Here is an 11,857-nt window from a genome sequence, read left to right on the forward strand (position 1 = left end):
GTGACACGATGGCCTGGACGAGCTCACTTCTCGCTGCGCCACCGGCGGCGCAGCGAGAACGCGGCGGCCTTCGGACGACGTTCCCGGGTGAACACGCCCTTCTTGTTCCCGTCGACCCTGGCGAAACCGGATCCGGTGGCGAAGTCGGCGAAGTTCCACACCTGTTCCCCGGCCACCGACTCGATGCGGTCGAACACGCGGTGATACATCTCGAGGAACTCGACCTGATACTCCTCGGACCACGGCTGCGGCGTGACCGAGTGCAGGCCCGCGACGGTGTCCGCGCCGTACTCGGTCATGACGATCGGCTTGCCGTACCGCCGCTCCCACTCGAGGAGTTCCGCTTCGAGTCCGCGCTCGGCAGCGGCGAGATCTCCGGGATGCGTGTACCAGCCGTAGTAGCGGTTGAGCATCACCACGTCGGCGAGCTCGGTGAGGACACACTTGTCCGGCGGTGCCAACATGATGTTGACGAAACCCACCGGCCGGGACGGGTCCAGTCGACGAGTCTCCTCGAACAGCGGCTGGAAATACTTGCGCGACTCCTCGGTGTGCGACTCGGGTTCGTTCGCGATGCTCCACAGCACGACGCTCGGGTGGTTCTTGTCCCTGGCCACCAGTTCCCGGATCGCCTGCCGGTGATTCCGCTGCGTCTGGTTGCCGATGGTGTCCTCGGAGAACGTCCGCTGGTCCGGCGGCCCACCCAGGATGCCGCCCGCCACACCGAGGTTGAGCCCGACCGCAGCCGTCTCGTCGATGACGACGATCCCGTGGCGGTCGGCGTAGTCCAGCACCTCCTCGGCGTACGGGTAGTGCGAGGTCCGCAGCGAGTTCGCGCCGATCCAGTCCAGCAACGCGAAGTCGTGCACCATCGACACGTCGTCGTGTCCCTTGCCGCGCACGGCGTGGTCCTCGTGCATCCCGAAACCGGTGAAGTAGAACGGCTCGCCGTTGATCAGGAAGCGGTTGCCGTCCACGGCGACCGTGCGCACACCGACGTTGAGCGAGTACGCGTCGACAGAAGTCCCGGAGGCGTCGCGGAGTTCCACACCGAGCTCGTAGAGATGTCCTTCGCCCGGACGCCACGGGTGCACGTCCACGATTTCGAGGGTTCCCGAAGCTCCGTCACCGGCCGCGACCTCGGCACCCGAGGAATCACGCAGCGCCGCGTGCACCGTGAGGCCTTCGGCGCCCCTGGCCTCGACTTCGTAGTTCACGGTTCCGGTCGTGCCGTTCAGGCCGGTGACCACGGTGACATCGTCGACGTGGGCCTTCGGTGTCGTGTACAGCCACACCGGCCGGTGCAGGCCGGCGTAGTTGAAGAAGTCGTGGTGGTAGCGCTGACGCTTGCCGTCCGGGGTGTCCTCGACGTGGCCGGGCGGGATCGACGCCCAGTTCAACGTGTTGTCGACGACCACCGTGACGCGGTTGTCGGCACCCGGGGTCACGACGTCGGTCACGTCGGCTTCGAACGGCGTGTAGCCCCCCTCGTGCTCGGCGACTTGCTGCTCACCGACCCATACGACCGCCCGGTGCGTCGCGGCGTCGAAACGGAGCACGATCCGCTCGCCGCTCCACCGCGCAGGCACGTGCACCGACGTCTGGTACCAGACCTCGCCGACGTGATCTCGGATCTCCGGGTCGGCGAACAGGTCGTTGTAGCTGGCAGGCACCGGTACCTCGACCGCGTCCGGCAGCGTGCGCCACCACCGCTGGGAACGCCCGACGCCCTCGACGTCGACCGTGAAGTCCCACAGGCCGTCGAGCCTGTACCGGTCGCGTTGTGCGTTGGCGATGGGTCGAAGCATGGTTGCGCTCCTTCTGGGGTCGGTTGCTGACCTCGTCGTCGACGGATCGATCCCGAGCGGGACCGTCCGACGACGAGCCCGCGCCGATGTGACGCCGCACACGTCGGCATCGCGATTGACACAAGCTAGGAAAACGCGATTCTGTTCGGCAATAAGTTGCCAGTTGTTGTCTTCGGGAGCGCACATGGACCGAACCGGCCCGACGATCTACGACGTGGCCCACCTGTGTGGGGTCGCGGCCTCCACCGTGTCGCGCACGTTCGCCAACCCGGCCCGGGTCAGCGCAGCCACCCGGGAGCAGGTCCGTGCGGCTGCCCAGGAGATCGGCTACGAACCGCGACCGCTGGCGCGCGTCGAAGCACCCGGCCGCACGCGCACCCTCACGCTCGTGGTCACCGACATCTCCAACCCGTACTACGCACCCATGATCAAGGCTGCTCAGGCGCGGGCGGGCGAGAAGAACTACACCCTCGCTCTCGCCGACAGCGACGAGTCGGCCAAGGTCGAGGTGAGCAACCTGCGGCAACTGCTCGCGACGAGCAGCGGAGCCATCCTGGCCACGTCACGCCTGTCCGACGAGGTGATCCACACGCTGACCCACCACCGCGCGCTGGTCATGGTCAACCGCACCGTCGAGGGTGTGCCGAGTCTCGTCGTCGACACGGCGGAAGGGATGCGCAAGGCCGTGCGCCACCTCGCCGCACTCGGTCATCGCCGCATCGCCTACCTCTCCGGGCCGCGCAACTCCTGGATCAACAGCGCCCGCTGGCGGGCCGTCCAGTCGGAGACCCACGCGCTCGGCGTCGAGGCCGACTTCCACGGCCCGTACACACCGAATCGCCGTGGCGGCGAGGAAGCCACCGACAGGTTGATGCTGGCACGCTCGACCGCCGCCATCGCCTACAACGATCTGATGGCCATCGGCGCGCTGCAACGACTGCGGTCGGCGGGCCTGAGCGTCCCCGACGACCTCAGCCTCGTCGGCTGCGACGACATCTTCGGCGCCGATCTGACCGTGCCCGGTCTGACGTCCATCTCCGGGCCGACCGAACGCGTGGGCAGCGACGCGGTGGACACCCTCGACGCCCAGATCTCCAGGCACGGCCCCGAACGGGATTCCCAGCACTACGACGCACACCTCGTGGTGCGCGGCTCCACCGGCCGGCCGAAGGACGGCAACTAACGGCAACCGGTTGTCGGCACGGAGCAGGGCGGCGACGCTGGCGGGCATGAACGGCGGCACAACACCGAGCACCGGCCCGGACCTCTCCGCTCGCTACGGCGGACGGGTGCCTCTCCAGCCGCATCCGGACAGGCTGCTTCCCCCGAACCCGGACACACGAGCCGTCGCGCGTCGCCTGTTCGACGACGTCCGCGACCTTCCGCTGATCAGCCCGCACGGCCATATCGATCCCCGCCTGCTCGCCGACGACGAACCGTTCACCGACCCGGCATCGCTGCTGGTCACCCCCGACCACTACGTGACTCGCCTGCTGCACGCGGACGGGGTGCCGTTGCATCAGCTCGGCCTGTCCGACCGGGACGGCGTCGAGACCGCTCCACCACGCGAGGTGTGGCGCAACTTCTGCGAGCGGTGGCATTTGTTCCTCGGCACCGCGTCGCGGCAATGGATCGAGGCTGAGCTGCACGACGTGCTCGGTGCGACCGTGCAGCCCTCGGCCGAGACCGCCGACGAGTTGTTCGACGAGCTGGCCGCCCGCCTGAACAAGCCCGAGTTCCGCCCCCGCGCGCTCTACGACTCGTTCCGGATCGAGGTGTTGGCGACAACCGACGACCCAGCGGACGACCTCCGGCACCACCGCGCCCTGGCCGCCGACCCCACCTGGCGCGGTCGTGTCGTGCCGACGTTCCGCCCTGACGCCTACCTCGACGCCACCCGCGCCGACTGGCCACAGTCCCTGGACCGACTCGCCTCGGTGAGCGGAATCGACACCCGCGACTACGACGGTCTCATCGCGGCACTCGAGTCGCGGCGAGAGTACTTCCGGGACAACGGAGCCACCGCGACCGACCACAGTGCACCCGACGCCGGGATGGAGTTCCTGGACACCGCCGAGGCGGCTCGCCTGTTCGACCGCGTCCGTGCCGGACAGGCCGATACGGGTGAGGCGCGACTGCTCTCGCGCCACCTGCTCGGAGAGATGGCCCGAATGTCCAGTGAGGACGGAATGGTGATGGCGCTGCATCCCGGCAGCAGGCGCAACCACCATCCGGACACGCTGCGCCGGTTCGGCGCCGACACCGGGCACGACATCCCGTTGCAGATGGAGTTCACCCGCGCCCTGCAACCGATGCTGGAGCGATTCGGCACGAATCCGCGGTTCCGGACCGTGTTGTTCACACTCGACGAAACGGTCTTCTCGCGCGAGCTGGCACCGTTGGCCGGCTTTTACCCGTCGGTGTATCTCGGCGCACCGTGGTGGTTCCTCGACGCGCCCCGGGCGATGCACCGTTTCCGCGACGCCGTCACCGAGACGGCCGGGTTCCACCGAAACGCGGGATTCATCGACGACACTCGCGGATTCTGCTCCATTCCGGCGCGCCACGACACCGCTCGACGCGTCGACGCGGCACACCTCGCAGGGCTCGTCGCCGAGCACGTGCTCACCGAGGACGACGCACACCGCGTCATCCGCGACCTCAACGACCGTCAGCCCCGTACCGCGTTCCGCCTCTGATGCCGCGCCTCGACCGCACCTCCACGCACCGCGCCGCACCCGCACCGGTACGCGCCGTGCACTTGGGTCTCGGCGCCTTCCACCGCGCGCACCAGGCGGTCTACACGATGGTCGATCCGGAGTGGGGCATCGCGGCGTACACGTTCCGCAGCACCACACTGCCTCGGCAGCTCACCGAACAGGAGGGCCTGTACACCGTGCAGACCCACGGTGAGGACGGACCGCGGGTCCAGGTCGTGGACTCGATCAGTCGCGCACACCCCGGCGGAGATCACGAACAATGGCTCGCCGACCTCTCGTCTCCGGAGATGGCGTTGGTCACGCTCACCATCACCGAAGCCGCGTACCACGTGAGCACTCCGCTCGACGGGACCGCGCTCGGCAAGCTCCTCGCCGGGCTACAGGAACGTCATCGCACCGGTGGCGCACCCCTCGCGCTCGTACCCTGTGACAACCTGCCGGGCAACGGCGGCGTCCTCCGTGCCGCACTGCTCGCTGCCGCCTCGGACGCCACACCGGAGTTCCGTACGTGGCTGAGCGAACACGTATCCTTTGTGGACACCGTTGTCGACCGGATCACCCCCGCCACGACCGACGCGGCTCTGGCCACGGTCGCACGTGAGCTCGGCGTCCACGACCAGGTTCCGGTGGTGACCGAGCCGTTCAGTGAGTGGCTGCTCCGGGGTCGGTTCCCCCAAGGGCGACCCCGGTGGGAACAGTCGGGCGCTCGATTCGTCGACGACCTCGACGCCTACGAACAACGTAAACTGTGGTTTCTGAATGGCGCCCACACGCTGCTGGCCTACACCGGTCCCGCATTGGGCTGCACGACCATCGACGAGGCCGTCCGCCATCCGCGTCTCGAGGCGTGGATGGAGTCATGGTGGGACACCGCCGAGTGCCATGCCGAGCTGCCGGGCGACGAGCTCCGCGACTATCGCGGCAAGCTGCGCGAACGGTTCGCCTCGCGCGGCATCCGGCACCGTCTGCTGCAGATCGCCGCCGACGGGTCGCAGAAAATCCCCGCGCGCATTCTGCCCGTGTTGCGAGCCGAACGCGCACTCGGCAGGATGCCGGCCAGCGCGGTCGCAGCACTGGCCGGATGGGTGATTCACCTGCGCACCCAAGACGTCCGCGACCCCGATGCCGAGAAACTCACCGCGCTGGCGCACTCGGATGAGGCGGTCCTCCACCTTCTGGGCGCTCTGTCGCCCGAACTCGCCGACGACCGTGAACTGGTCACCGCCGTCGAAGAACGCCGCTCGGACCTCGAAACCGGGTGAACAGCTGGGGTCCTCGGAGTACCGCGCGCGCCGCTTCGGTACACCTCCGCGCGCGCGAATCACCCGTTCGCAGAAGCGAATTCGACGACCTCAGGATCCCGGCCGGAGGTGTGCAGTCGCGTCATGCGAGCGGGATCAACCACCGTCCTGACGCTGCGCGGGAACGATGGTGCGGCGGACGTTTGTGTTCTTCGGCAGCAGGGCACCTCACGGGTGCACACCCATCGCGGAGGTGATCGAGGTGACGACGACGCACTCGCCGGACCCGCCGGAAGCGGAGAACGAAGGCATCAACGCCGAGGAGCCCGTGGACGACGCGGGCGAGGACGTCGGCGACGACGAGATGCGCGAAGAACCGGCTGTCACGCTCGGCTACGACTGATCGCGCCGAATCGGCCCGTTTGAGCTGCGCACGAGGCGGGCATCCTGACGACATGCCTACCGAGGCAAGGGGTCCCTCCCCTCGGTACGGCACTCGTCAGGAGGTGACGACGATGACCGACACGAACCGCGCACCGGACGCGAAGCAGCCCGGCGGCCCGTGGGCCGCAGATCGAGCAGCGGGGCGAGATTCCGCCACAGGAAGCGGCGCCGCCGTACCCGGACCGGAAGGAACGCGACGATCGCGCCGATCGGCCACGTCCCCCACACGCGGGCGATGAGGACCTTTCCGGCGCAGGCGGCAGTTCCGACCCGGTGCGGCCGCCGAAGGAGCCGGAGTCCTCGCTCGGTGCCAACGCGGGGACCAGCCCCGCAGACGAGCAACCTGCGGAGCACTTCCGAGGCCAGACGGAGGACTACGAAGGAAGCGCGTTGACCGCGCACACGCCGGGTGTGCAACGCGGCGAACAGCGCGCCTTCGACAAGAGCGCCGAGGAACTGGAGAAACAACGGACGCAACCCGGCATCAACCCGAACCCGCCGCTGGACCCGGAGACGATGCGCGACACCGGGCCCGCCGATCAGGGCAGCTGACGCACGTGCAACTCGCCCGCGTGAGCCTTTTTGGTTGCTATAGCCACTAAAAAGGCTCACGCCGTCGCCGTCTCGTACCCGCTCAGTCCTGGGCAGGCACGGGTGCGCTGTGGGCGCGGCTGTCCCGTGCACGCTCGCGTTGCGGGATGACGACGTACTTCGGGTCCTGAGCAGAGGCGACACCGGCGGCGTACACGCCGAACCGCGTGCACAGGCCGCCCGCCAGGAATGCGATCCCTGCGGCGAGCCCCACGGAACGGCGCCTCCGCGAGAAGAGCGAGAGCACTGCGCCCGTGGCCGTCAACGCGCGAGACGCCGTGAGGAGTTTGCCCGCACGGCCCGTACGGTACGTCTCAGACACCAGCCGAGGCGCATGCTCCAACCGGAAGGCGGCGGCGAGTTCGACCGCCGAGCCGAGCAGTCCCAGCCGTACGACGGGCCGGAGTTCTCGTGGTGGAACGACCAACAACGCGGCCCCGGCGGCGCTGGCGACGGCGCTGCCCGCGAACAACACGGGCAGATCACGGTAACTCTCGTGCCAGGCAGGGGTCGCGGTATCCGCCAGCAACACCGCCGTGTACGTGCACATCGCGGGTCCGAGCACTCCGGCCGCACCACCGGCGACCGTGCCCGCCACCGGCAGGCGGCCGGTCAGGTCGGACGCCGCCGAGGCCGCGGCGAGGCCCGAGAACGGCGCCAATATCCACGACCCGACCGACAACGGTGAGGTCGGCTTGAACACCCGCAGCATGTTCAGGAAACGCGTGGGCCTGCCCAGGTCGTGAATCAGTGCGACGACGCTGGCCGTCGCGCCGCCGGCCGCGACAATGCGGCCCGTTCGGGTCAGTGTCGGATACCCGGTGCGGTCGGCCATCGCGGCCATGCTCGCGGCCGCTCCCGCGGCGCCGCCGAGGAACAGATACAGCGGCACGTCCGGCTGTTCCCATGCGGGTTCCTTCAGGATCGGCCTGCCGTAGTACGACCGGAACTCGGCCTTGTCCACCATCGGCCGTTCCGCGCGCGGGCTCACCGCCGTCCTCCGAGGAACGCACCCGCGACCGTGGCGGCCACACCCAGCGCCACCGCGCCCGCACTCGCCCACATGGCGGGCAAATCCCGGGTGGTCACGACCGGATCCGGAGGGAATCCGTAGACCTCGGGTTCGTCCAGCAACAGGAAGAACGCACCGTCCCCGCCGACACCGTCCTGCGGATCGTGCCCGTACAACCGCGCCTCGCCGACCCCGGCCTGGTGCAGCGCATCGACACGCTCGGACGCCCGTTGCCGAAGTTCGTCCAAGTCCCCGTACTGGATGGAATCGGTCGGGCACGCCTTGGCGCACGCGGGCTCCATTCCCGCGCCGAGCCGGTCGTAGCACAGCGTGCACTTGAAGGCGCCGCCGTCGGTCTCCCGTTTCTCGATGACACCGTACGGACAGGCAGGCACGCAGTAACCGCAGCCGTTACAGATGTCGTCCTGAACGACGACCGTGTCGAACTCGGTGCGGAACAACGCGCCGGTCGGGCACACGTCGAGACAGGCCGCGTGCGTGCAGTGTTTGCAGACGTCGCTGGACATCAACCACCGGACACCCGCCTCGCCATCCTGTGCGGGCGCGCCCACCGTGGGCATCCCCAGCTGCACCGCTTCGGAGGTCTCCGGACGCGGCGCCACCGTCTGCTCGATGAACGCCACGTGACGCCAGTTGTTCGCCCCGAGGTCCGCGGTGTTGTCGTAGGACATCCCGAGCAGGTCGAGCTCTTCGTGCCCGTTCGCGGGAACCGCGTTCCACTCCTTGCACGCGACCTCGCAGGCCTTGCATCCGATGCAGACCGAGGTGTCGGTGAAGAAGCCCTTTCTCGGCTGCGGGTGGTCGTAGCCGGTCCCACTCACGTCTCGTCTCCCCCTTCTCTCGCCCTGCGTTGATACTCCTCGACGAAGTCCCTGAGCGCGGGTCCTCGTGGCCGTCGTCCGGGCCGGATGTCACAAGTGGCGGCTTTCGACTCCTGGATGTGCACGTTCGGGTCGAGCACGATGGGAAGGAGATCGTTCGCCGCATCTCCTGTGGACAGACCGTTGCTTCCCCAGTGGTACGGAAGCCCGATCTGATGGATCGTACGACCCTGCACGCGCAACGGCCGGATCCGCTCGGTGACGAGTACCCGCGCCTCGATCGCCGTCCGCGAGGAGACGATCGTCGCCCACCCGCCGTGCTCGAGCCCGCGTTCGGTCGCCAGCTCGGGAGAGACCTCACAGAAGAACTCCGGTTGCAGTTCCGAGAGGTACGGCAGCGTCCGGCTCATCCCGCCCGCGGTGTGATGTTCGGTGAGCCGGTACGTCGTGAACACGTAAGGAAACACGCCGCCGTCGGTCGGATGGTACTGGTTGTCGCGACCAGAGTAGCGCTGACGAACGGGATTGTGCTCCTGCCCGTACAACGCATTGTCCACAGGGGACTCCTGTGGTTCGTAGTGCGTCGGCAACGGCCCGTCGGCCAGCCCCGAGGGGGCGAACAACCAGGCACGTCCGTCGTGCTGCATGATGAACGGTTCGTTCCCGGCGATCGCGTCCTGAGCGCGCGCACCCGGAGGCGGATCATAGGTGGGCGCCTTGTCTCGTTGAAAGTCCGGAACGTCCGGGCCGGTCCAACGGCCGCTGGCGGCATCCCACCAGATGTAGCGCTTCCGCTCGCTCCAAGGATGTCCTTGCGGGTCGGCCGACGCGCGGTTGTAGAGGATGCGCCGGTTGGCGGGCCATGCCCACGCCCAGTCGGGGGCCACCCAGCTCTGCTCCGAACCGGGCGTGCGGTTCGCGGCATGGTTGTGCCCACCGCCACGGACCCCACAATAGATCCAGCAGCCGCACGACGTGGACCCGTCCGCGGCGAGTTCGAGGTACGACGACAACGGCCCGTCAGGGCCGGTTCCGTTGATCTCCGCGAGAACGGCTTCCGCGTCCGGTTCGGCCGTCGGCCCCTCGGTCGGATAGTCCCAGACGAGGTCCCGCACCGGCCGGTCACGCGGATCGTCGCTGTCGGCGAGCCGCTGCTGGACGATCCGCCCGAGGTGGTAGTAGAACCACAGGTCGCTGCGTGCGTCACCGGAGGGTTCCACGGCCTTGTGGTGCCACTGCACCAACCGCTGCGTGTTGGTGAAGCTCCCGTCCTTCTCGGTGTGCGAGGCGGCGGGAAGGAAGAACACTTCGGTGCCGATCTCGTCGGTGCGCAACTCCCCGGTCTCGATCTCAGGGCCGTCCTTCCAGAACGTGGCGCTCTCGATGAGTTGTAGGTCGCGCACCACGAGCCAGTCGAGGTTGGCCATGCCGAACCGCTGCATCCTGCCGTTCGCGGACCCCACCGCGGGGTTCTCGCCGACCAGGAAGTAGCCCTTGCACGTGCCCTCGATCTGGTTGCACACGGTGGTGTAAGTGCCGTGATCGCCGCTGATCCGGGGCAGGTGGTCGAACAGGAAGTCGTTGCCCGCGTGGGCGTTGTCGCCGAACCAGGCTTTGAGCAGGCTCACCACGTAGGAGCGCATGTTGCCCCAGTACCCGGCTTTGTCCTCGTCCGCGGCGACGAACTCGTCCACCGAGGTGTCCTCGTCGGCGTTGGGCATCGGGACGTAGCCGGGCAGGATGTTGAACAACGTCGGGATGTCGGTCGAACCCTGGATGCTGGCGTGTCCGCGCAGGGCCAGGATTCCTCCGCCGGGCCTGCCGATATTGCCGAGCAAGGACTGCAGGATCGAGGCGGTGCGGATGTACTGCGCCCCGACCGTGTGGTGCGTCCAGCCCACGGAGTACACCCACGCGGTGGTGCGCTCCCGACCGGAGTTGACGGTGACTGCCTCGGCGATCTCGTGGAACTGCGCCACCGGGAGACCGCATATCTCGGCGACAGCCTCGGGCGTGTACCGGGCGAAATGCCGGCGCAACACCTGATACACGCACCGCGGGTGCTGCAATGTCTCGTCCATCCGCGGCTTCGCGCGCAGCGGCGCACCTCCGCTGCCGTACCGGTCGGCGCCACCGGCGCGCTGACGGGTGCGGAACCGTCGACGATCCTCCGAATCCTCGGTTTCGTACGCCCAGGTTTCGGCGTCGTACTCCCGGTCCTGATCGTCGAAGCCGGAGAACAGGCCGTCGAGGTCCTCCGTGTCGACGTAGTCCTCCCGCAGGATCGCCGCCGCGTTCGTGTAGGCCAGGACGTATTCGCGGAAGTCCTTTTCCTGCGTCAGAACGTAGTTGATCAAGCCTCCGAGGAAGGCGATGTCCGTCCCCACCCGCAGCGGAGCGTGCACGTCGGCCAGCGCGCTGGTCCTCGTGAAACGCGGGTCGACGTGGATGACCTTCGCGCCGCGTTCCTTGGCCTCCATCACCCACTGGAACCCGACGGGATGGCACTCGGCCATGTTGGATCCCTCGATGACGATGCAGTCCGCGTTGACGAGATCCTGCTGGAAGGTCGTGGCGCCGCCGCGCCCGAAGGAGGTCCCCAGACCGGGAACCGTGGCGGAGTGTCAAATGCGCGCCTGATTCTCCACCTGCACCGCACCGAGCGCTGTGTAGAGCTTCTTCATCAGGTAGTTCTCTTCGTTGTCCAGGGTGGCCCCGCCCAGGCTCGCGATGCCCAGCGTGCGGTTGACCCAGCGGCCGTTCTCGTCGCATTCCTGCCAGGTCTGCTTCCGCGTGTCCAGCACCCGGTCGGCGATCATCTCCATCGCCTCGTCCAGCGACAGCCGCTCCCAGTCGCGTCCGTAGGGACGCCGGTAGAGCACCTCGCGGACGCGAGTCGGACTGGTGACGAGCTGCTTGCTCGCCGCACCCTTCGGACAGAGCCTGCCGCGGGAGATCGGCGAGTCGGGATCCCCTTCGATCTGGGTGACCTCGCCGTCGCGCACGTAGACCTTCTGGCCGCAGCCCACGGCGCAGTAAGGACAGACGGAACGCACCACGTCGTCGGCGTCCTCGGTGCGCGCGTGCCACTGTCGGGTCTGCTCGGACTGTGCCGAGGCCGACCGGCCGAGCGGGTCGGACCCGGTGAGCTGCCGGTAGACCGGCCACCCCTCGATCCACTGCCGCAGACCCATCTCGC

General features: G+C 68.2%; 9 protein-coding genes. 5 read left to right on the forward strand and 4 right to left on the reverse strand.

What is annotated here, in order from left to right; translation table 11 throughout:
* Positions 1-23: 23 nt before the first annotated feature.
* Positions 24-1,808 carry a beta-glucuronidase gene (gene uidA, locus GIY23_RS13865; RefSeq protein WP_154077048.1) on the reverse strand — a complete coding sequence of 595 codons (1,785 nt, stop codon included), beginning with the start codon at positions 1,806-1,808 and terminating at the stop codon, positions 24-26.
* A 184-nt stretch (positions 1,809-1,992) separates the two neighbouring features.
* Between uidA and GIY23_RS13870 the strand changes: the two genes are divergently transcribed.
* The 5 genes from GIY23_RS13870 (at position 1,993) to GIY23_RS13890 (ending at position 6,765) form a co-directional block, all read left to right on the forward strand.
* Positions 1,993-2,991, forward strand: a complete 999-nt coding sequence (locus tag GIY23_RS13870) for a LacI family DNA-binding transcriptional regulator (RefSeq protein ID WP_154077049.1) — start codon at positions 1,993-1,995, stop codon at positions 2,989-2,991.
* A gap of 46 nt (positions 2,992-3,037) precedes the next feature.
* A complete protein-coding gene (gene uxaC / locus GIY23_RS13875) occupies positions 3,038-4,507 on the forward strand; it encodes a glucuronate isomerase (protein ID WP_154077050.1) in 1,470 nt (489 codons plus the stop codon).
* Positions 4,507-5,790, forward strand: coding sequence for a mannitol dehydrogenase family protein (locus GIY23_RS13880; RefSeq protein WP_154077051.1), 1,284 nt, complete (start codon positions 4,507-4,509; stop codon positions 5,788-5,790). Before uxaC ends, GIY23_RS13880 begins: the two co-directional genes overlap by 1 nt.
* 241 nt (positions 5,791-6,031) lie before the next feature.
* On the forward strand, positions 6,032-6,172 hold the full coding sequence (locus tag GIY23_RS13885; RefSeq protein ID WP_154077052.1) for a hypothetical protein: 141 nt from the start codon (positions 6,032-6,034) through the stop codon (positions 6,170-6,172).
* A 314-nt stretch (positions 6,173-6,486) separates the two neighbouring features.
* The gene (locus GIY23_RS13890) at positions 6,487-6,765 is read left to right on the forward strand and encodes a hypothetical protein (protein ID WP_154077053.1); all 279 of its coding nucleotides are present in this window, start codon (positions 6,487-6,489) and stop codon (positions 6,763-6,765) included.
* Positions 6,766-6,847: 82 nt separating this feature from the next.
* Here GIY23_RS13890 and nrfD read toward each other — a convergent pair whose 3' ends face one another.
* The 3 genes from nrfD to fdh are packed head-to-tail and all read right to left on the reverse strand — an operon-like array spanning position 6,848 to position 11,852.
* Positions 6,848-7,795 carry an NrfD/PsrC family molybdoenzyme membrane anchor subunit gene (gene nrfD / locus GIY23_RS13895; protein WP_228717285.1) on the reverse strand — a complete coding sequence of 316 codons (948 nt, stop codon included), beginning with the start codon at positions 7,793-7,795 and terminating at the stop codon, positions 6,848-6,850.
* Complete coding sequence (locus GIY23_RS13900) at positions 7,792-8,658, reverse strand: 4Fe-4S dicluster domain-containing protein (RefSeq protein ID WP_154077054.1); 867 nt, start codon at positions 8,656-8,658, stop codon at positions 7,792-7,794. Before GIY23_RS13900 ends, nrfD begins: the two co-directional genes overlap by 4 nt.
* Positions 8,655-11,852, reverse strand: coding sequence for a formate dehydrogenase (gene fdh / locus GIY23_RS13905; protein ID WP_154077055.1), 3,198 nt, complete (start codon positions 11,850-11,852; stop codon positions 8,655-8,657). The genes GIY23_RS13900 and fdh overlap by 4 nt, the downstream gene beginning before the upstream one ends.
* Between the last annotated feature and the right edge of the window lie 5 nt (positions 11,853-11,857).

The sequence above is a fragment of the Allosaccharopolyspora coralli genome, from assembly GCF_009664835.1.
GTDB classification, from domain to species: Bacteria; Actinomycetota; Actinomycetes; order Mycobacteriales; family Pseudonocardiaceae; genus Allosaccharopolyspora; species Allosaccharopolyspora coralli.

Coding starts and splice junctions, on each gene's coding strand:
- uidA (WP_154077048.1), bottom strand. CDS start 1,808: ATGCTTCGACCCATCGCCAACGCACAACGCGACCGGTACAGGCTCGAC.
- uxaC (WP_154077050.1), top strand. CDS start 3,038: ATGAACGGCGGCACAACACCGAGCACCGGCCCGGACCTCTCCGCTCGC.
- GIY23_RS13870 (WP_154077049.1), top strand. CDS start 1,993: ATGGACCGAACCGGCCCGACGATCTACGACGTGGCCCACCTGTGTGGG.
- GIY23_RS13880 (WP_154077051.1), top strand. CDS start 4,507: ATGCCGCGCCTCGACCGCACCTCCACGCACCGCGCCGCACCCGCACCG.